General features: G+C 42.5%; 19 protein-coding genes. 16 read left to right on the forward strand and 3 right to left on the reverse strand.

The window, feature by feature from the left end; genetic code table 11:
- The 11 genes from CKQ84_RS15525 (at nt 1) to CKQ84_RS15575 (ending at nt 9,691) form a co-directional block, all read left to right on the forward strand.
- Entirely contained in the window at nt 1–882 is an 882-nt protein-coding gene (locus CKQ84_RS15525; RefSeq protein WP_006082389.1) for a MinD/ParA family protein, read from the forward strand.
- Nucleotides 875–1,588, forward strand: coding sequence for an RNA polymerase sigma factor FliA (locus tag CKQ84_RS15530; protein WP_028761175.1), 714 nt, complete (start codon nt 875–877; stop codon nt 1,586–1,588). Before CKQ84_RS15525 ends, CKQ84_RS15530 begins: the two co-directional genes overlap by 8 nt.
- Before the next feature lie 47 nt (nt 1,589–1,635).
- Complete coding sequence (cheY, locus tag CKQ84_RS15535; protein WP_007649667.1) at nt 1,636–2,019, forward strand: chemotaxis response regulator CheY; 384 nt, start codon at nt 1,636–1,638, stop codon at nt 2,017–2,019.
- Between the two features lie 13 nt (nt 2,020–2,032).
- Nucleotides 2,033–2,770: a protein phosphatase CheZ gene (locus tag CKQ84_RS15540; RefSeq protein ID WP_105251945.1), complete on the forward strand. Its 738-nt coding sequence runs from the start codon at nt 2,033–2,035 to the stop codon at nt 2,768–2,770.
- Nucleotides 2,771–2,785: 15 nt separating this feature from the next.
- Entirely contained in the window at nt 2,786–5,035 is a 2,250-nt protein-coding gene (locus CKQ84_RS15545; protein WP_105251946.1) for a chemotaxis protein CheA, read from the forward strand.
- Between the two features lie 20 nt (nt 5,036–5,055).
- Entirely contained in the window at nt 5,056–6,183 is a 1,128-nt protein-coding gene (locus CKQ84_RS15550) for a chemotaxis response regulator protein-glutamate methylesterase (RefSeq protein WP_105251947.1), read from the forward strand.
- A 13-nt stretch (nt 6,184–6,196) separates the two neighbouring features.
- Nucleotides 6,197–6,718, forward strand: coding sequence for a membrane anchored protein in chemotaxis locus (locus CKQ84_RS15555; protein WP_105253086.1), 522 nt, complete (start codon nt 6,197–6,199; stop codon nt 6,716–6,718).
- A 71-nt stretch (nt 6,719–6,789) separates the two neighbouring features.
- Nucleotides 6,790–7,581, forward strand: coding sequence for a ParA family protein (locus CKQ84_RS15560; RefSeq protein WP_028761170.1), 792 nt, complete (start codon nt 6,790–6,792; stop codon nt 7,579–7,581).
- Nucleotides 7,565–8,560: a chemotaxis protein CheW gene (locus tag CKQ84_RS15565; protein WP_105251948.1), complete on the forward strand. Its 996-nt coding sequence runs from the start codon at nt 7,565–7,567 to the stop codon at nt 8,558–8,560. The genes CKQ84_RS15560 and CKQ84_RS15565 overlap by 17 nt, the downstream gene beginning before the upstream one ends.
- 7 nt (nt 8,561–8,567) lie before the next feature.
- Entirely contained in the window at nt 8,568–9,062 is a 495-nt protein-coding gene (locus CKQ84_RS15570) for a chemotaxis protein CheW (protein WP_006082380.1), read from the forward strand.
- Between the two features lie 230 nt (nt 9,063–9,292).
- Entirely contained in the window at nt 9,293–9,691 is a 399-nt protein-coding gene (locus tag CKQ84_RS15575; protein WP_028761168.1) for a DUF2802 domain-containing protein, read from the forward strand.
- Nucleotides 9,692–9,744: 53 nt separating this feature from the next.
- Here the strand turns inward: CKQ84_RS15575 and CKQ84_RS15580 are convergent, their stop codons facing one another.
- Nucleotides 9,745–10,053: an EscU/YscU/HrcU family type III secretion system export apparatus switch protein gene (locus CKQ84_RS15580; protein WP_105251949.1), complete on the reverse strand. Its 309-nt coding sequence runs from the start codon at nt 10,051–10,053 to the stop codon at nt 9,745–9,747.
- 61 nt (nt 10,054–10,114) lie between these two features.
- Entirely contained in the window at nt 10,115–12,022 is a 1,908-nt protein-coding gene (locus CKQ84_RS15585; protein ID WP_105251950.1) for a hypothetical protein, read from the reverse strand.
- Between the two features lie 219 nt (nt 12,023–12,241).
- Between CKQ84_RS15585 and CKQ84_RS15590 the strand changes: the two genes are divergently transcribed.
- Nucleotides 12,242–13,030, forward strand: coding sequence for a VacJ family lipoprotein (locus CKQ84_RS15590; RefSeq protein WP_105251951.1), 789 nt, complete (start codon nt 12,242–12,244; stop codon nt 13,028–13,030).
- Nucleotides 13,031–13,151: 121 nt separating this feature from the next.
- Nucleotides 13,152–14,255: a response regulator gene (locus CKQ84_RS15595; RefSeq protein WP_105251952.1), complete on the forward strand. Its 1,104-nt coding sequence runs from the start codon at nt 13,152–13,154 to the stop codon at nt 14,253–14,255.
- Nucleotides 14,256–14,373: 118 nt separating this feature from the next.
- Here the strand turns inward: CKQ84_RS15595 and CKQ84_RS15600 are convergent, their stop codons facing one another.
- Complete coding sequence (locus CKQ84_RS15600; protein WP_028761163.1) at nt 14,374–15,879, reverse strand: peptide MFS transporter; 1,506 nt, start codon at nt 15,877–15,879, stop codon at nt 14,374–14,376.
- Nucleotides 15,880–16,351: 472 nt separating this feature from the next.
- Here CKQ84_RS15600 and rfaH point away from each other — a divergent pair, with 472 nt between their 5' ends.
- The 3 genes from rfaH (at nt 16,352) to CKQ84_RS15615 (ending at nt 21,436) form a co-directional block, all read left to right on the forward strand.
- Complete coding sequence (rfaH, locus tag CKQ84_RS15605; RefSeq protein ID WP_105251953.1) at nt 16,352–16,858, forward strand: transcription/translation regulatory transformer protein RfaH; 507 nt, start codon at nt 16,352–16,354, stop codon at nt 16,856–16,858.
- 1,013 nt (nt 16,859–17,871) lie between these two features.
- Nucleotides 17,872–20,358 (forward strand): SLBB domain-containing protein, encoded by a 2,487-nt coding sequence (locus CKQ84_RS15610; RefSeq protein WP_105251954.1) that lies wholly within the window; start codon nt 17,872–17,874, stop codon nt 20,356–20,358.
- Between the two features lie 103 nt (nt 20,359–20,461).
- Complete coding sequence (locus tag CKQ84_RS15615) at nt 20,462–21,436, forward strand: Wzz/FepE/Etk N-terminal domain-containing protein (RefSeq protein ID WP_105251955.1); 975 nt, start codon at nt 20,462–20,464, stop codon at nt 21,434–21,436.
- The last annotated feature ends 40 nt before the right edge of the window (nt 21,437–21,476 follow it).

Below are 21,476 nucleotides of genomic sequence, written 5' to 3' on the forward strand. Positions count from 1 at the left end.
ATGACCCTGGATCAAGCAAGTGGTTTACGTATGATGAATCAACCCTATAACGAAAAAGTGAAAGTAATCGCGGTCACTGGTGGCAAAGGAGGCGTGGGTAAAACCAGCGTTTCTATTAATACTGCTGTGGCATTAGCCGAAAAAGGCAAGCGTGTCTTGGTACTTGACGCTGACCTTGGCTTAGCAAACGTCGACGTCATGCTGGGTATTCGTGCCGAGCGTAACCTCTCTCATGTTCTCTCTGGTGATGCAGAGCTTGACGATATTATCGTGCGTGGTCCAAAGGGGATCGGCATAGTACCAGCCACCTCAGGAACACAGGGGATGGTGGAATTAAGCCCTGCACAACATGCTGGATTAATCCGAGCATTTAGCGAGATGCGGACTCAGTTTGATATTCTAGTCGTAGATACAGCGGCTGGGATCTCAGATATGGTGCTCAGTTTCTCACGTGCTTCGCAGGATGTGCTAGTCGTTGTTTGTGATGAACCTACTTCTATTACCGATGCCTACGCCCTGATTAAAATTCTCAGCCGTGAGCATGGCGTGTTCCGTTTTAAAATAGTTGCCAATATGGTGCGTAGTTTACGCGAAGGTATGGAATTATTTGCTAAACTCAGTAAAGTGACCGACAGATTTTTAGATGTTGCACTTGAATTAGTCGCCACGATTCCATTTGACGAAAACTTACGTAAATCAGTTCGTAAACAAAAATTGGTGGTTGAAGCTTATCCTAAATCACCAGCGGCGATTGCGTATCAAGGATTGGCAAATAAAATTTTGAGCTGGCCTGTGCCGCAGCAACCTGGTGGGCATTTGGAGTTTTTCGTTGAGCGTTTAGTACAACGACCAGATTTTCAAGAGGAAAAAACGAGTGAATAAAGCCGCTGCGTATACTTGTTTAGACAATAAATCGTCGATCGTTGAACAGTATGCTCCGTTGGTTAAAAGAATTGCGCATCATTTACTCGCCAGACTACCTGCATCTGTGCAGTTAGATGATTTACTCCAAGCTGGGATGATGGGGTTACTAGAAGCATCATCCAAGTTTGATGGTGGCAAAGGTGCGAAATTTGAAACCTTCGCCGGCATACGCATACGTGGAGCCATGTTAGATGAAATTCGTCGTGGCGACTGGGTCCCTCGTTCCGTTCATCGTAACAATCGTAAGGTTGCACACGCTATTGATGAGTTAGAGCAAGAACTGGGCCGTGATGCACGCGACACAGAAATTGCAGAAAAACTTGATATGACGCTCGATGAGTACCATCATATTCTTAACGATGTTTCTGTCGGAAAAATCATAGGGATAGAAGATTTAGGCGTATCTCAGGATATACTTACAGTGAGTGATCGGTCCGATGATGATTCATTTGAAGCATTAGCTGAGAACCAATTTCATTCTGCTCTGGTTGAGGCAATTAAATTATTGCCTGAAAGAGATGCATTAGTGTTATCCCTGTACTACGATGAAGCATTGAATTTAAAAGAGATTGGCGCCATTCTTGAAGTCAGTGAATCGCGGGTTAGCCAGATATTAAGTCAGGCAATGTTGCGATTGAAAGCTAAACTCAAGCACTGGACATAAGTATAATTATTAATCGAGCACAGAATGTCAGCTCACCGGAGGAAACCTTGGACAAGAATATGAAGATTCTCATTGTTGACGATTTTTCGACAATGAGGCGTATCATCAAGAACTTGTTGCGAGACTTGGGGTTTAATAACACCCAAGAAGCAGACGATGGCTCAACAGCCCTGCCGATGTTGCAAAAGGGGGATTTTGATTTTGTTGTTACAGATTGGAATATGCCTGGTATGCAAGGAATCGATCTGTTAAAAGCAATTCGCGCTGATGATTCGCTAAAGCATTTACCCGTATTAATGGTGACTGCTGAAGCAAAACGTGAACAGATTATTGCTGCCGCTCAAGCGGGAGTGAATGGTTATGTGGTTAAGCCTTTTACCGCTGCAACGCTGAAAGAGAAGTTAGATAAAATATTCGAACGACTCGCTTGAGCAAGGATGAGCTATGAAGTCACAAACATCAGGGCTCATCACGCTCGAGCAAGCTCAGCATTTAGTTGAATTATTAAGTGCAAGTGAGCAAAGTCAGGCAGATGATTTATTTCGGGAGCTTGCTGCTCCACTGCAACGAGAATTATTCGAAGAAGTAGGTAAATTAACTCGGCAACTTCATAGTGCGCTGATGGATTTTCAAGTTGATAATCGTCTTGCTGAATTAGCCAATACAGAGATCCCCGATGCCAAGCAACGTTTAAATTACGTTATTGACATGACCGAACAAGCTGCAAATAAAACCATGGATGCGGTTGAAGAATGTTTACCTTTGGCTAATGCCGTGACCGTAAATATTCAAAATGTCATGCCATCTTGGGACAGATTAATGCGACGCGAGATAGCGCTGACTGAATTTAAGGGCCTTTGTCACGATGTACAAGACCTTATGTCTCGTAGTGCAAATGACTCGACTCGATTACGTGAATTGCTTAATCAAATTTTGATGGCGCAAGATTTTCAAGACTTAACAGGACAAATAATACGTCGTGTTATTGATCTAGTAATGGAAGTAGAAAGTAATCTGGTTTCTATGCTGACGGTATTTGGTGAGCAACCTATGATTGAAAGTCAGATTGCTCAGAAAAATAATATTGAAGCAGAAGGCCCGATAATGAATGCCGAGCTTCGTCAAGATGTGGTAACGGGTCAAGACGAAGTGGATGATCTTCTATCGAGTCTGGGTTTCTAACTGGGAGTCAATTTGATGGCCTTTGATGTAGATGAAGAGATACTCCAGGACTTTTTAATCGAAGCCGGTGAAATTTTAGAGCTTCTGCAAGAGCAACTCGTTGCGCTTGAAAATAATCCTGATGATACTAACTTGCTGAACGCCATTTTCCGAGGTTTTCATACCGTTAAAGGTGGTGCTGGCTTTCTTAGCTTAACTCCCATGGTTGATGTTTGTCATGAGGCTGAGAATACCTTCGATTTATTGCGGACAGGCAAGCGTAGCGTTAACGCAGAGTTGATGGATATTATTTTGCAGGCTGTTGATGCAATTAATACCATGTTTGCGCAAACCCAGCAGGGCGAGCAACAAGACCCCGCCGATTCAGGTTTGTTAGCGAGACTTAAAATGCTCAGTTCAGGTGCGCCTTTGCCATCTGAAGTCGCTTCTGCCAAGGTTGTAGAGCCAGAACCAGTTGTTGAAGTCATTATTGATACTCCTCCCCTTCAAGAAATCCCTGCTGACATAAGTGATAACTCATCTTCCATTGAAAATACGTCTTCAAGTATCGATGATATCAATGATGCTGAATTTGAAGCTTTATTGGATGCGCTTCATGGTTCAGGAAAGGGACCTGCGGTCGCTGCTACCACATTTGTATCAGAGCCTGTTGCTGTCAAGCCTGCTGCACCAATTAAAACACCTTCAACATCAGGTGATGACATTACTGATGATGAGTTCGAGGCGTTACTGGATGAACTTCATGGCTCAGGTAAATTTAAAGCTGAGGCTGAAGTGCCTGTTAAGCCTAAGGTTGTGGCAACACCTGCGCCTCAACCGATTGTAGATGCTGATGAAATTACCGATGATGAGTTTGAGCGATTACTCGATGAACTCCATGGGAAAGGCGGAGCACCTGCGAAAGCTGAAGTAAAAGCGCCTACGCCCCCCGTTTCGACCGTGGCACCTACTGCTGCACCACATGCTCCTGCGCCAGTTAAAGCCGCAGTACCAGCTCCTGCTCCAGTCGTTGCTGCAAAACCTAAGGTGGAAATTGCGGTTGTCGATAAAGCACCTGCTAAGGCTAGCTCTGCGAATGTGCCTCAGGGGGAAACAACAGTACGTGTAGATACCGCACGACTCGACCAGATCATGAATATGGTGGGTGAGTTAGTGTTAGTGCGTAATCGATTGGTGAGCTTAGGCATCAGCCGTGATGATGAGGAGATGTCGAAAGCTCTTGCGAACTTAGATCTCGTTACTGCCGATTTGCAAGGCGCTGTGATGAAAACCCGTATGCAACCGATCAAGAAAGTGTTTGGTCGTTTCCCTCGGGTGGTACGCGATCTTGCTCGTACACTAAACAAAGAAATTGATTTGATTATGGTCGGTGAAGAAACTGACTTAGATAAAAACCTCGTTGAAGCGCTTGCCGATCCACTCGTCCACTTAGTGCGTAACTCTGTGGACCATGGTATAGAGATGCCAAACGAGCGTGAAGCCAGTGGTAAGCCAAGAACGGGAACGATTACCTTATCTGCAAGTCAGGAAGGCGACCATATACTGCTGAAAATCGAAGACGATGGCGCAGGCATGGATCCTGAAAAACTCAAAAAAATCGCCATAAACCGTGGTGTGCTCGATGAAGATTCTGCTTCGCGGATGACAGACAGCGAAGCCTATAATTTGATTTTTGCACCAGGTTTTTCAACTAAAGTTGAGATTTCAGATATTTCAGGCCGTGGTGTTGGGATGGACGTGGTAAAAACTCGTATCACCCAGCTGAATGGCACTGTACATATCGATTCCATGAAAGGTAAGGGAACGATACTTGAGATTAAAGTACCGTTAACACTGGCGATTATGCCAACCTTAATGGTCGATGTCGCTAAACAAGTGTTTGCATTACCTCTATCTAGCGTGAATGAGATTTTCCATCTCGATCTCACAAAAACCAATATTGTTGATGGGCAACTGACTGTCATAGTGCGTAATAAGGCCGTACCTTTGTTCTATTTGGAACACTGGCTACATAGAAACAAAACCACCTTTAAACATGGCGATAAAAAGCATGGTCATGTGGTTATCGTGCAATTAGGCATGATGCAAATTGGTTTTGTAGTGGATGCTTTAATAGGACAAGAAGAGGTCGTTATTAAACCTCTTGGCGCTATGTTACATGGCACACCTGGGATGGCTGGTGCGACAATTACATCGGATGGTGGTATTGCACTGATCTTAGATGTTCCTGGATTGCTAAAGCATTATGCGAAAAGTAAGAATTAGTTTCCAAGCTAAGGAATGGAATGGCCATTAAAGTATTAGTCGTTGATGACTCAAGTTTTTTCAGACGACGTGTTAGTGAAATAGTCAATCAAGATCCTGAACTGGAAGTTATCGCGACGGCCTCAAATGGGGCCGAAGCGGTAAAGTTGGCTGCTGAGCTTAATCCCCAAGTTATCACTATGGATATTGAGATGCCTGTCATGGATGGTATTACTGCTGTTCGTGAGATCATGGCTAAGTGTCCGACTCCGATCTTGATGTTTTCTTCTTTAACCCATGATGGCGCTAAAGCAACGTTAGACGCTTTAGATGCTGGTGCATTAGATTTTCTGCCTAAACGTTTTGAAGATATTGCGACCAACAAAGATGATGCCATTTTATTGTTGCAACAAAGAGTTAAGGCATTGGGACGACGCAGAATGTTTCGTCCGATTGCACGTCCTGTGGTCGCGCCAACACCTAGCGTGCGTCCAACAGGTAGCGTTTTAGGTACAACGAGTATATCGGCTCATACGCCTGTCGCTGCTCCTGTTAGAACCTCAACGGTAACGACGATTCGTGCAAGTGGTAAACAGTATAAATTATTGCTGATCGGTACATCTACTGGTGGTCCGGTTGCGCTGCAAAAAATACTCACGCAGTTTCCGGCAAACTATCCGCATCCTATTCTATTAATCCAGCATATGCCTGCTGCTTTTACCCCTGCATTTGCGAGTCGTTTAAATGGCTTATGTAAGATTGAAGTAAAAGAGGCCGCTAATGGCGATCTTCTTAAACCGGGTTGCGCATATTTAGCGCCAGGTGGTATGCAAATGATGGTTGAACGTACTGGAGCAAGTGGCCGATTAAAAGTTATCGCAGGCAGTGCTGATATGAATTATAAGCCCTGTGTGGATATCACCTTTGCTTCTGCTTCTAAAGCCTTTAGTGGTGATGTGCTTGCTGTTGTATTAACTGGCATGGGGGCGGATGGCAGAGAAGGCGCACGTATGTTGAAAGCTGTAGGCGCAACCATTTGGGCGCAAGATGAAGCCAGTTGTGTGGTTTATGGTATGCCACAAGCCGTTGCGAGTGCAGGGATTGCCACCCAGTCGATAGCCTTAGATAACATGGCCGAATGTATTTTAAAAGAGTCTGTTCGTGTCTAAAAATCAATATCCGATGAGCACAAATAGTGTGCTCATCATCTTGTTGATGGGCATCGCCATTTTGGTTCTTGGTGCCTTAAGCCTAGATTACAAGCGTAAGAATAGTTTACTGCAGGCGGATGTAAAACGTTTGGAATCGACTCAGGTGCTGTTAATGGTACCTGACGAACAGGCTGAAGCCATTGCAACTTGGTTAGCGTCTCATCCCGATCAGACTAAAGCAATGTTGCAATTAGCGGCTCCTGGTGAGCAGAAGGCTGTAGCGATTGGTCCTGAGCCGGTACAAAATAGCATTCCGCCTTTGCTGGGCAAACCAGATACTGAAATAGATACGGCGAAGGAAAAAACTAATCTGGAATCCTCTATTCCTAAACAGCTTCAAGCGCCAGAAAAAGAGGTTAAAGCTGTTTCTCAGACAATTGCCCCCCAAAATGCAGAGATGCTGCCCGTGGTGATATCTGAGAATGCCGATGGTGTCAAAGTGATTAGTTTGCCCAATGGCGGCATTCGAGTCACTACCAGAAAAGAGCAGTAATTTTTAGAATTTGTGAACTCACAATTTTCTAGTTCATTAGCGTATTAACCAGTATAGATAGGGGTCACTTCTTGAAAGTCTGGACCATAGCGAATCAAAAAGGTGGCGTAGGTAAAACCACGACGGTAGCGAGTTTAGCGGGAACATTAGCTAAGCGTGGCAAGCGTGTTCTTATGATAGATACCGATCCACATGCTTCGTTAGGTTATTACTTAGGTATTGATTCTGAAGAGGTTCCAGGCTCGTTGTTTGATGTTTTTCTTGCCCATAAAAACCTTTCTAAGGAACTCGTTTTATCCCATGTTGTGCCAACCTTAGTCGATGGTTTGGATTTATTGCCTGCAACTATGGCATTGGCTACCTTAGACAGAGCCTTAGGTCATCAAGAAGGAATGGGATTAGTACTACGTAATTTATTAGCACTGGTTGCTGATGATTATGATGTTGCTATCGTTGATTGCCCACCCGTACTAGGGGTATTAATGGTCAATGCGCTTGCGGCAAGTCAGCATATCATTATTCCTGTGCAGACGGAGTTTCTTGCCATTAAAGGGCTAGAGCGGATGATTAAAACGATGGAGTTAATGGGCCGATCTAAGAAGACGCGCTACAGTTACACTGTTGTGCCTACCATGTATGATAAACGCACCAAAGCATCACCTGCTGCTTTGCAAGTTCTTGGTGCCGAATACAGTGATACTTTGTGGAAAGACGTTATTCCAGTAGACACTAAGTTTAGAGATGCCAGTTTGGCACATTTACCTGCATCGCATTATGCGAGTGGTTGCCGCGGCGTTAAAGCCTATGAAAGATTATTAGATTTCTTATTAGTTGGGGAGTTTGGCCATGTCAAAATCGGTTGATGAAACTGTTTTTGATTTTTTCGCATTATTGCTGCAGGAAGACGACAGTCCAAACCAGATTGTTTCCCCTCAAAGCATTGTAAAAGCAGACTCAAATCAAAATGTTGCCGTTAATCAAACGGAGGCAGCATTGCTCGATGCGGCAATTTTGGCTGAAAATGGTCGCACTGCCGCACCGCAGAATGTAGAGAAGGCCATAACGCCTATTGCGCAGTTGCAGCCAAAAGCGGCGCCAAGACAGCATGAGTTTGTTGCTCCGGTAAGCCAGGTTGTAGCTCAAGTGAATAAGCAAGCGTTAGAGAAATTATTAGCGCCAGTACTAAAGACTGCAAGGTTAGAACCGATACCACCTTCAGTAGAGATAGCGCCACCTATTGATGTTCAACCTGTTGTGGTGGAAGTACCAAAAGCTCAGCCTGTTGTTAATGAAACCGTTGCTGATGAAATCGTTGAGCCAGTGGTTGTGCCAGAAACACAAGTCGGCATTACGCCTCCTAGTGTGACAAAAGATTTGCAAGAAGTGCTCGATGATGAGTTTCAGGTACTATTCTTTAAAGTAGCAGGGCTGACATTGGCTGTGCCTTTGGTGAGTTTAGGCGGAATAGTAAAAGTTGAGCGGATAAACCACATCTTTGGTCGACCCGCATGGTTTCTTGGTGTACAGACGCATAGGGAGGAGCAATTGAACATTGTTGATACTTGTGCGTGGGTTATGCCAGAAAAATACACAGATAAACTGGCGCAATCAGTAAATTATCAATATCTTGTATTATTAGAAGGCAGTAACTGGGGATTGACTTGTGAGTCCTTGGTCAATGCGGTAAAAATTAATAAATCGCAAGTCAACTGGCGTAGTCAAGCGGGTAAACGTCCTTGGTTAGCAGGTGTAGTGAAAGAACAGATGTGTGGCATTTTGCACGTACAAGCCTTAGTTGAAATGCTTAATGCGGGTTTAGGTTGTCAGGACTCAATTGGTTGAGGTAAACATGAAAGATACAAGAAATGTAGCAGCAGTCGCTGCAAGTAAAGATGATGCAGTATTACAATGGGTTACCTTTAAGTTGGACCATGAAACTTACGGTATCAACGTAATGCAAGTGCAGGAAGTGCTGCGTTATACTGAAATTGCTCCTGTACCAGGTGCTCCCTATTATGTACTAGGGATCATTAACTTACGTGGTAATGTCGTCACTGTAATTGATACCCGCTCACGTTTTGGATTGCAGTCTGCTGAAGTTGATGATTCAACTCGAATCGTTATCATCGAAGCTGAAAAGCAGGTTATTGGTATTTTAGTTGATAGTGTTGCAGAAGTAGTTTATTTGCGCCGCTCTGAAATTGACAATGCGCCAAATGTTGGAACGGAAGAGAGTGCTAAGTTTATTCAAGGCGTGAGCAATCGCGACAATGAATTACTTATCTTAGTTGATCTCGACAAATTATTGTCCGATGAAGAATGGGCTGAGTTGACTCAGATCTAATCAATGAGTGTGATAAGGCTGAATGATTAGAATTCATTCAGCCATTTTGTTTATTTGCGAATAAATCGATGATGTTGAGTATTTACGATTTATGGATAGACGAAGTCTTTTTATCATAGCTTGAACAATGGCCAATTATATTGGTGACGTTAAGTGAGCACTTTGGAATAGATAACTTAATTGTAAGCCAACTCCTAATCTATGGCTTTGAGTGAGTATAAGGATTTTTGATGGGCGATGAATTTTTGATCGCAGCGTTAGTCTATGTCATTGCATGCTTAGGGTTAGTACTCTTTTTACAAAAGCAATTGAGTAAATTAAGAAGCAAAGTTGAGGCATTGACTGTGTTAGTTAAAGAGGGCGATCGGCAGCGAGAGTCTTTTAAACGCGAATTGCAAGAATTACGCAGTGGCACAATCGGTGTAGGCCGTCGTGTTATTGAATTAGAGAAACGCATATTGCAACAGTCTGAACGAATTGAAGAGACGACTCAACAGGATCCACAGGCAAAACTTTATACTCGAGCCATGAAGATGGTCGCGCTTGGTGCTGGCGTCGACGAATTGATTAAGGAATGCGAATTACCTAAAGCTGAAGCCGAGCTGTTGATCCGTCTGCATCGTAAGTAATCGGTAGCCAATTGAACACTAAAAGCTAATTTTTCTGAATTAGCTTTTTTATTTTATGCCTTCTCGACAATTTTTTTATGCATATTATTCCATTGCTCAGGAAATTTACCGTCGAGCATATACACAAATGCAATCAGTTCGGCGATAAGCAGGTAAAGCTCCTTGGGAATTTCCTCTCCTAACTCTAGCAATTGCAAAAAATGGCTCAGATGGGGATCTTGATGGATATAAACGCCGTTAGCCTTAGCTAAGGCAATAATTTCTTCTGCGATAAGCCCTTCACCAGTCGCGACTATTTTAGGAGCGTTACGGCCATCGTAGCTCAGTGCGACAGCTTGTTTAGGTTCACTCTCTTCATTCATATCGTTATTTCCAATGTTTTGTATAATGAACTCAATATTAGTGTTGGAACATTATCACTCATTAAGCTTTTGTCTTTACGAGGAAATGATCACCAGGTAATAAGGTTGCTGGTACTTGCGCTATTTGAGTTGATAGTTCTCCAGGCGTAAAACCCAGTTGTGATAGTTTTTGGCTTAAGGGCGTTAAAAAGTTATTAACCTTATTAAGTAGTATCTGACTATTGCCTTTAAACTGGATATCTAATTGTTGATTGTGGTTTTGGGCTGAAATCAGCAGAGGTCCTTGTGCTAGATTAAACTTCAGTTGTAAACGCCATCCAATTTTTTTATCTGGGTCATCAGGATCGGCTTCTTGCTCAAATTTCCCTTCCAGTTGCTCCTGTCGTTGGTTAATGCCATAGGGCAGGGCGAAGAACCACACCAAATTGCCAGCGCTCTCATTACTTGCCTGTTGGTATAAATGCAGGTTAGAGGCTAATAGTCCCATGCTATCAAGGCCTCCTGCTTTGCTCAGTTGCCCAAGAAGTTTAGTGGAGAAGCCCACTTTAGCTTGTAACTGCTCAAGGTAGTCGGCAAGCTTTTTGCTAACGGAATTCGAATTGTTATTGGCTTTAAAGCCAAGTAGCAGCTGAAAAAGTGAGGTAATTGCACTCCCATTCATGAGCATAGAGGCTTGATTTGATTGAGGCGTAGCAAGATTTAGACTCGCTAGACCGAGAATATTGGCTTTGAGTTCATCGATATCATTCAATTGGCTCAGTGGTGGTAGCCCTAAATGCGGTAGGTGTTTCAATAACTCAGATGCTAAATTCGAGCTGCTATTAGAACGAGATAGCTCAATAGGAAGTGCCCCCGCTTTATTGAACGCTTTTTGTAAGACATCAGCCACTTTTACCGAAGTGTCAGTCTTAGCATCATTGCCTTGTTGTTCACTCTTTTGGCTACTGGATCCTAAAATATTCTTAAGTTTGTTTATGTCTGTAGGACTCACACTTAGGATTTCTTGTGACGTTTTTGAGCCTTGAGATAACCCGTTTTTGCTATTTACGTTTTCACCCATTTGTGATGCCGGTGATTGACCCACAAGCCGATTTTCAAGGGCTGAGTTTTGAGTGCTGATCTGACCTAAGTCTTTAGTTGTTGGCGTTATGACTTGCGCGTTAGAGATATTCTGTGAGCCAGTCGCAGTAGGCGCTGATGGAACATCTACTTTACTTTGAAGCTGCATTATATCGACTTTGGCCGTGACCATTTGTTTTGTGGGCTCAGGCAGAAAGTTGATATTTTCGAGTTTTTTTAGAAAGGAGGCAATGATCTGGGCTGGTTCAATTTTCGCGATCACAAGATCAGAAGATGGTTTATTTGTGGGAACCTGAGTTTCATTTACTGGCGCCCCAATTATGATTTCGAGTTTGCTCTGTATTGGGGTGAGTAATAAAATAGGGCGCCCTTGTTGAAAGGCTATTTTCGCGATGAATTCACCTTGATTCAGCTGGGGTCCAGGATCTTGTGCTACAACGGTACCATTAGCAAATTGAAACTCCTTGTTAACTATAGTGACGTTGGGTAATGGATAGCCCTGTGTGCGAGCCGCGAGCGCTGAAAGCTGCGTCTGAGATATGCCATTTTGTTGTGCCAGATTGATCACTGCCTCAGGAATTTTCAGTACGAGAGGTGTAGCTAAGGCAAGCAGTTGGCTAGTGGAGTTTTGCACTATCGTAGTTGGAGTTGAGCTGTTCTGCGCATTGGGCGTGACTAAAAAGCTATTAGCAGTCAACAATATTTGCCGCTGTTGAGCATTAACTAGCTTTAAATTATATTCTGTACCGTTTAGAATAATACTATCTCCCTCAGGTGATGTTTGTACCTGAGCTGGAATGGGGCGTGGAGTAGCATTGAGGGCATAAGTGTGGGCCATCGCAGTGTGTAACTGCGAATTTTGACTGCTGACAAGTGGAATCGACTCCATTTAATGACCTTATATAGTTTATCCTGCGATACATTCGTTTAGTAAAATTAACAATTGACCAATTTTTTTTGCCAAGTATGCTTATGCGCCTTGTGACAAAGGAACTGTCATACTGGATAGTATGCCACTAAGACGAATTATCTTTATATCGTCATTTTTGTATTGTCACTTTAGCGAAAATTTGATGTCTAAACTGTACATTTATATTAAGAGAGCGATATGAAGTTAAAATGGATGGGATTATCTTTGGGGTTAATGCTGTTGCCTGAAGTGCAATCGGCTGAAGTATCCCTATCAGATACCATTCAGCAGGAAACACCTGCTAAGGTACAAATTACCTATGATGATCCCCGCGATCCGTTCGAAGGCTTTAACCGAGCTATGTGGGACTTCAACTATCTCTACCTAGATAGATATTTATATCGTCCTGTAGCCCATGGTTATAACGATTATATTCCTACGCCTGCTAAAACAGGTATCAATAACTTTGTACAGAATTTAGAGGAACCTAGCAGCTTAGTAAACAATGTGCTGCAGGGTAAGTGGGGCTGGGCAGCTAATGCCGGTGGACGCTTTACAATCAATTCTACTGTCGGCTTATTAGGTGTCATTGATGTTGCTGACATGATGGGTATGAGCCGCAAGCAAGATGAGTTTAATGAAGTGCTGGGTTATTATGGGGTGCCTAATGGACCTTACTTCATGGCGCCATTTGCGGGTCCTTATGTTGTGCGAGAACTCGCGTCTGATTGGGTTGATGGTCTATACTTCCCATTGTCTGAGTTAACAATGTGGCAATCCATTGTTAAATGGGGACTTAAAAACCTTCATTCTAGAGCATCAGCAATCGATCAAGAGCGACTTGTTGATAATGCACTCGATCCTTATGCCTTTGTCAAAGATGCATATTTACAGCACATGGACTATAAAGTCTATGATGGTAATGTCCCTCAAAAGCAAGATGATGATGATGAGTTGCTCGATCAGTATATGCAGGAGCTTGAGTAACCCTATTGGCCGTACTTGACAGCATTTGTCTTTAGTCATCAAATGCTAGCCTTGTTAAATTTTGTTATTGGCATATTCACTTGAGTAATGGCTATGCGATGAACTTTATTCGGGAACCTTTATGGCGTTAAATGGTGTTGCGGTTCTTTTAGTTGAAGATGACCCCGTGTTTAGACAGATTGTTGCAAGCTTTCTCGATAGCAGAGGCGCGCAAGTCACACAAGCCTGTGATGGTGAACAAGGATTGTCAGTTTTTAAATCGCAGCGCTTCGATATTGTCCTTGCAGACTTGAGTATGCCTAAGCTCGGTGGGCTCGATATGCTTAAGGAAATGACAAGGTTAGCACCTTTAGTGCCTTCTATCGTGATCTCGGGTAATAATGTCATGGCTGACGTCGTAGAAGCCTTACGCATTGGCGCAAGTGATTATCTCGTTAAGCCAGTATCTGATTTATTTATTATTGAACAAGCCATTAAACAAAGCCTTCATAGTTCCTACATTGATGATACTCAAGCCGCAGATTTTGATGCGCTATCCCACCAAGAATTAAGTGATAATCTAGCATTGCTTGAGCAGAGTGTTGCTGCGGCAAAACAAGTTCAGCAACAGCTCTTTCCCGCTTCAAATATTAGTTATCCGGCAGCCAAGGTTGACTATAGCCTTTATAAAAATAGCGATATAAGCAGTTATTTCATTGATTCAACTATGGTTGGTAGTGATCACCTGATTATGTACATGGCCCATTTGTACCCAGAGGATAATCGAGCTGCGTTTGCCTGCGTTTTGCTTAGAAGTTTTGTTAATCAGAAGCTTAAAGATTTTAGAAATGGTCAGAGTCAGAGCATTATTGAACCCTTTAACATGATGAGCTATTTGAACGAGCGTTTAGTGAAATCTGGTCTCGATATTAAAGCCGATATGATTTACGTTGCTATTGAGCTAACTAAGTACCGTGCTGCTATTGCACAGGCGGGTAAGGGGTTGCGTTGTTATCTGCGTAATGAAGAGGGATTAAGCCCGTTAGCACTGTCTGAGAGCCTGCAGCTTGGCGTGTTGGATTGGGGTAAACCGAGCATTCAGTTCCGCAGTATTTTACCGCAAGAACAGTTGTGTATTGCGACAAGTGAGCCTGAGCATAAACAAGCTTTACTTGATAACAAGTTTAAGGGCTTAGTCTATGATGCAACGCTACCCGCAGGTGGTTTTCTACAGTTAAGCCTTTAGTTTTTTTGACGCTTTGGCGAAATTGAGTATATAACCGAATAGCTGACTTAACAAAAACGCCTTACTCTTGCGAGTAAGGCGTTTTGTTTTAACAGTCAAAAACAGTTGAACAGGATAATTAACGTTTTATCGCTTCATGTTCAGCCGTCACTGCAATTTCGCTTTCTAAGGCTTCAGCTTCAGTGTGATGTTTGGTTTCTGCGCCATGCATCCAATCGACTAATTTGTCAGCCATAAAATACAGGATCACGCCAGACAGAGCCGCTGTAATCGCAATACCGGCAAAAATTGACATAGCATTAGCAAGTTGTTCCTCTTTGCCACCACCGTGACCAATCAAAGAGCCTACGACTCCTGCAACCTTGTTCGCCATCGCAATAAACAGGAACCAAGCGCCCATCATCAAAGAGGCAATACGCAGTGGAGCAAGCTTAGTCACCATAGACAAGCCAATAGGTGACAAACATAATTCACCCATAGTATGGAAGAAATAAGCACCCACTAACCACCACATGCTTGATTTAGCAGTAGGATCGCTACCCATCTCAACCACAGCGCCAATCATGAACAAGAAGCCAATCGCCAATAAGAACAAACCTAAGGCAAATTTTACTGGCGAATTAGGTTCATTTTTACCTAAACGGATCCAGATAGAAGCAATTACAGGGGCAAATAACACAATAAAAATAGCATTTAGCGATTGGAAATAAGTCGTTGGCACTTCCCAAGTACCTATGTAACGGTCAGTAAACTCATTGGTAAATAAGTTCATTAACCCGCCCGCTTGTTCAAAACCCGCCCAGAAAATAATAGTGAACAAACCCAGTACCATAATTACCTTGAGACGATCACGCTCAATTTTAGTAAGTGGTTCTTTACGGGTATTGCCTAGCTTAGCCTGGCGTTCACGTTCTAGCTTGGCCGCTGGCACGGTACCAATGTTACCTAACAGTTTTTGAGCAAATAAAAATTGAATCACCAGCGACAGCAGCATCCCAATACCAGCACAGAAGAAACCTGCCTGCCAGTTATTAACAAAAACCTCTTGGCCATTAACCATTTCAGTGTGGCCAAAGCTAGTATAAGCCCAAGCAACAATAAAGCCGGATAATGCCGCACCTAAATTGATTCCCATATAGAAAATAGTAAATGCACCATCGCGACGGTGATCACCTTCCTCGTAGAGATCGCCCACCATAGTGGAAATGTTCGGCTTAAACAAACCATTACCCAGAATGAGTGTACCTAGACCGATATAAAAAATGGTCGTTTCAATACCAGGAAACCAAGCATGAGGCGCAGCTAGCATAAATTGGCCAGCTGCCATTAACGCACCACCAAAATAAATGGCTTTGCGCTGACCCAGAAAATTATCAGCTAACCAACCACCAATCAGCGGCGTTAAATACACTAACGCAGTAAAAGTACCATACAAGGATAAAGCGTCAGCTTGGCTAAATCCTAAGCCGCCACCGCCTTGTTTACCCACCTGATCAACTAAATACAGTACCAAAATGGCACGCATTGCATAATAACTAAATCGTTCCCAAAGTTCTGTTGTAAACAGCAGGAACAATCCCTTGGGATGCCCAAGCATCGTTCCTTGTGGTTTTGCTACGCTCATGAAGTCTTCCACCTTAAGCTCGTGATTGCCTGTGGGCCCCTGAAACAGGATGATGTCACCACAGAAAAATGGTTGTTGCTCGTCCCAATATCGCCTGCAGGTTTAATCAACCATTAATTCCCGCTATAGCATTCATTAATTGTTGAATAACCGCTAGTTACGTATGGGTTATTGTTACGTTCTTATAATAAAAGTAATGTGTTTAGCAGTAAAATGAGTCTTTTCGCTAAAATCCCACCTTATATACCCCTTAAAAGCAACCAAAGTCAATTTTGGTAAGCTAAGTGGTGACATTATCAGCAGTATAGTGTTGTGATTTTAATTATGAATTAGTTAATGTGAGCGTCATTGTATGCATACCGAGCGAGAGACTGGAATAGTCGAAAAATTACTTCCACCGACTTGAGCATCTTTGCTATGATTGCGACCCGTGAATGGACATCACTTATTTATAGGGTAGTGAGATTAGCTTATGAAGGCATGGTACCTTTTGTATTGTAAACCTCGTAGTGAAGCGAGAGCACAACAAAACTTAGCACTTCAAAATTTAGAGACGTATTTGCCTATGGTCTCTGAAGAGAAATCTCAGCGCGGGCGCAAACAAGTTTGTCGTGTACCACTATTTCCAAATTATTTATTCATCAATTTTGACCCAAGCCAGACAAGTGTCAGGCAGGTCCATTCTACTCGTGGTGTGAATCGAATCGTTAATTGTCAAGAGAAAATGACGCCCATTGACGACAGAATTATCCATGCCATTCGCATGAAAGAACTAACGCCTTCCCAAACAGTATTAGCCGAAGAATTAGAGCTAAAAACGGGGGAAAAAATTCGTTTTACAGATGGGCCCTTTGTTGATCTCGAAGGCATTTTTCAAGAAAAATGCCCAAATAAACGTTGCCATGTTCTTTTTAACATTATGGGGCAGATAAAGACGGTTACTGTACCTGAGCAAACGGTTGAAAGAGTTTGTAGTTAACTAATTGACACAAGTTTCATTGTAAGAATTAAGATGAAATATTTGTAGGAAATTGACTATTCTTATTATTAAGGCTTTTTGCCAGAGATGGATAACGTTTTGTTAAGTTATTAAATAATAAGGTTTTTATGGATTTTTACAAAATTCAAATCATTAAGATTTTAATTTATCTCTAAAATTTGAAACATAGACTTGCAATTGCTTGTTAATTAACCAGTCAAGCTTTCGGGTTTGAAGTAAACTTATGTAACCAGACTTTAAGATTGTCGTTTATTCTTCTTAACGTCATTGGTATGTTGTTAAAAATGAATCTTTAGTTGATGCGCAAACTTAGCTGCTTAAGGCCTGCATTAACGTTTAGGTGACTATTGGGTTTAGGCTGCGATAGTCTTGTTCTAATTAATAATTTGGCGTGTTTTTCCCACAAGAGTGGTGATATCACTCGCTAGAAATTCAAATGGATTGGAGCCTTGTAATTCTTTCTATAAAGAATGATGAGGTTTTATTACATGAAAAATATGAGTTTTCGCGTCGCGAAGGGCAATATAGAAGCCGCAATCTATGGGCGGTAGCGTGTCTGAAAGGCATCGAATGAAAAGTTTCATTCGTTAAGCGGACGCCGAAGGCCTCGGGCCGCCACGCGGATCGGTAGCGTGTCTGAAAGGTGAGAAACCGCAGGTTGATCCCTCGAACGAGAGGTACGGATACCGAACTGGCAGGTATATAGGGATATATTTATCGAAAAACAGTTTCTTCATTAACTTCATTAAATGGGTAATGCAGGGAGCCTCAATAGCCATTAATATGTCCAATTTTACCTTTATTCAGCCATGATACGATTAACCGTAGTTGCTTGATGATGTAAACAATCCAACATTTACCCCAAAGAATCGTTAGTTTTTTGTACACTCTAAATGGCGTTTGATTGCCGAGTGTTTGAATGTGAAACTCAGGTTTTACCTCTAAAAATCCAATAATAAGCTTTGACTCATTTTTATAAACGGAGATATCTGGTGCTACAACAAGTCAAAAAATTCATCATACTAGGCATAAGTGCCGCGATTTTGATGGGCGCGCAGGCTAATGCCATTACGCCATCTCCACAGATGATCGAGCAGTTCAAAGCTTTACCTAAGTCAGAACAAGAAAGGCTAGCACGTCAATATGGCGTTGACCCTTCGATGATCACTGGTGGTTCAGCTGCTCAAACAGTAGTTGAAAATCCAACTGTGGTGACTCCACGTGCTGCCAATAATGACGTAGTTGACCAATCTGAAAGTGACCAGCTAAACCAGGCGACGAAGTCAGAGGCAAAGGTTGAAGCTATTGAAGACAAAAAAGAAAATCAACTAAAGCGTTTTGGTTACGATCTCTTTGCGGGTTCGCCAAGCACTTTTGCACCAGTTAGCGATGTGCCAGTGCCTGCTGAGTACATGATTGGTCCCGGTGATAGCTTAAATGTTCAGTTGTTTGGTAAAGAGAATAACCAGTACACGCTAACCGTTGGTCGTGATGGAGCAATTCAATTTCCGGGTTTAGGGCCAATATCGCTTGTTGGTTTGAGTTTTTCTGAAGTACGCGAATTGTTACAGCAAAAAATTAGCCAAAGTATGATTGGCATTGAGTCAAATATCACAATGGGCGAATTACGGTCAATTCGTATCTTTGTTGCTGGTGATGCTTTTCAACCAGGCTCCTACACTGTTTCTAGTTTATCGACGATCACTCAAGCATTATTTATTTCCGGTGGTGTGAATCAAATTGGTAGTTTGCGTGACATACAAATTAAACGAGCAGGTAAAACCGTAGGTCGCCTAGATCTCTATGATTTACTTCTGCGTGGTGATGCATCAGGTGATATTCGCTTGCAATCAGGTGATGTGGTTTTTATTCCATCATCAGGTGGTTCAGTTAGCGTGATTGGTGAAGTTCGTCGTCCTGCTATATATGAACTTAAAAATAATGAAACCATGGCTGATGTTATTCGCATGGCCAGTGGTCTAAATCCGGGTGCATATCCAAAAGCAAGTACAGTTGAACGTTATAGTAATGAATCAGTTAAAACTGTAGTAAGTGTTGATTTAACAGAAAATTTAGGCCTAAACACGTTAGTCAAAAATGGCGACCTCTTAAATGTAAGATCTGCCTCTAGCCGTATTGATAATGCGATTACTCTGGCAGGCGCAGTTGTTCGTCCTGGCAAATATCAATGGACGAAAGGTTTAACTGTTGCCGATTTACTTCCTTCAGTTTGGGGGGATCTAACCATATCCGCTGATTTGGATTATTCTTTACTTGTCCGTGAAATAAATCAACGCGGTGATATTCAAGTTGAGCGTATTGCGCTTGGACGAGCGATAGCAGAACCTAAATCACATTATAATCCTAAGCTAAATCCGCGTGATTCAATCATTGTTTTTGATTACGCAGACCGTGAAGAGTTATTAAAACCTATAGTTAAAAAACTGAGAGAGCAGAGTCGTTTCGGCGATGCCGCTAAGTTAGTCAGCATCAATGGAAATGTGCGTTTTCCTGGGCAATACCCCATTACTATTAATGGCGATGTTAAAGAATTACTCATTGCGGCTGGTGGTTTAGAAGAAGGTGCCTATACACTTTCGGCTGAATTGACTCGTCAAAATGTTTCTGAGCAAAACGGTGTATCGGTTGAACATATGCAGCTGAGCTTAGATCAGGTCATGCAAAATGTACCAACTGCAAACGTTATACTACAAAGCCGTGACATCCTAACTGTTCGCACGCTTCCTGATTGGCAGGAGACTCGCTGGGTAACTATCAAGGGTGAAGTTAAGTTTCCCGGTACTTACAGTATTCAGCGTAGCGAAAGCTTGAAAGATGTGATATCTCGCGCAGGTGGTTTGACGAGCGATGCAGCTCCTCGCAGTGCTGTATTTTTACGTAAGTCAGTAAAAGATAAAGAGCAGCTTGAGTTATCAAAACTTGCTGATGAATTACGTCGTGAAATCGCCGCTAAAGCATTGACAAAAGATACACCAACCATTGGTTATAACGATGCGCAGCTGATGTTAAATCAGCTTGAAAATGTTAAAACTGTCGGTCGATTAGTTGTTGATATCAATGCAATCCAGCTGGGTATCGATAGTGCCAACCTTATGCTTGAAGATGAGGATGCGTTGTATATCCCTGCGACTAATCAAACCGTGTCAGTCATGGGCCAAGTACAGCACCCAAGCACACATAGATATAAACAAGGTTTAACATTCGACCAATATTTAGCATTATCCGGTGGCGCACGTAAACGTGCCGATGAATCACGCTCATATATTTTAAGGGCTGATGGCTCAGTTCAAATGCCCGAATCTTCGATGTGGTTTAGTGGTGGTAGTGCCATGGAACCAGGCGATACCATAGTTGTACCATTAGATACTGAATATAAAGACAACTTAACGCTTTGGAGTCAAGTCACTGGCATTATCTACAATACTGCTGTTGCAGTGTCTGTAATCTCAGGGCTCTAGGCGCTAGAATCTAGCAGAGCGTAGCCCGCTCTGCTTTTAGCTTTTGCCCTTATAGAAGCGCAGCGCTCTCGCCGCGTACTAGAATCTAGAATCTGAAGAACTAATGAACACACAAATTACTCAAAATCCAAATACATATAAAACCGATGCGCAATTCCCTCAAACTACAAACGATGACGAAATTGATCTTCGCGAGCTTTTTTCGGTTATATGGCAAGGCAAATGGTTAATCATTGCCATTACGGCTGTATTCGCCATTGGTTCGCTGGTGTTTGCGATAATGCAACCCAATATCTATAAGTCTGAGGCATTACTGGCCCCTGCAGCAGAAGAGCAAGGTGGTGGGTTAAGTGCCTTAGCCTCTCAATTTGGCGGCTTAGCCAGTCTTGCTGGTGTTAATTTAGGTGCTAAGGGTGGCACAGATAAAACCCAGCTTGCCATTGAGGTATTAAAATCCCGTCAATTTACCAGTGATTTCATTCAGAAGCATAATATTCTTGCTGATTTAATGGCAGCAAAAAAGTGGGATCGAGATTTAGATGTAATCGTATACGATGCGGATCTTTATGATGAGAAATCAAATCATTGGGTACGCGAAGTTAACCCTCCACTTAGACCTGAACCCTCAATGCAGGAAGCCTATAAAGTTTTCAGCAAAATATTAGCTATTAATACGGATAAAGAAACTGGAATGGTGACGCTAGCGGTTGAGCATGTATCTCCAAACGTTGCAAAACAATGGGTTACTTGGTTAATTGAAGATATTAATAAAGTCATGAAAGAGCGTGATGTTGCCGAGGCTAATCGCAGCAGTGAGTTTTTAAATAGACAAATTGCACTAACTAATGTCGCCGATATTAAAGCAATTCTTTATAAGTTGGTGGAAGAACAAGCTAAGACCATTATGTTTGCCGAGGTCCGCGATGAATATGTGTTTAAGACTATTGACCCAGCCTTAGCGCCAGAAGAAAAGGCAAAACCTAAACGCGCATTAATTTGCTTATTAGGTACTCTCTTAGGCGGTATGTTTGGTGTGATGTTTGTGTTGGTTAGGCATTTTGTAAGAAAAGACGCATAGAACGCAGTAAAAAGCGCTGCTCTAGAATCTAGACTCTAAA

The sequence above is a fragment of the Shewanella sp. WE21 genome, from assembly GCF_002966515.1.
Taxonomy (GTDB): domain Bacteria; phylum Pseudomonadota; class Gammaproteobacteria; order Enterobacterales; family Shewanellaceae; genus Shewanella; species Shewanella oncorhynchi.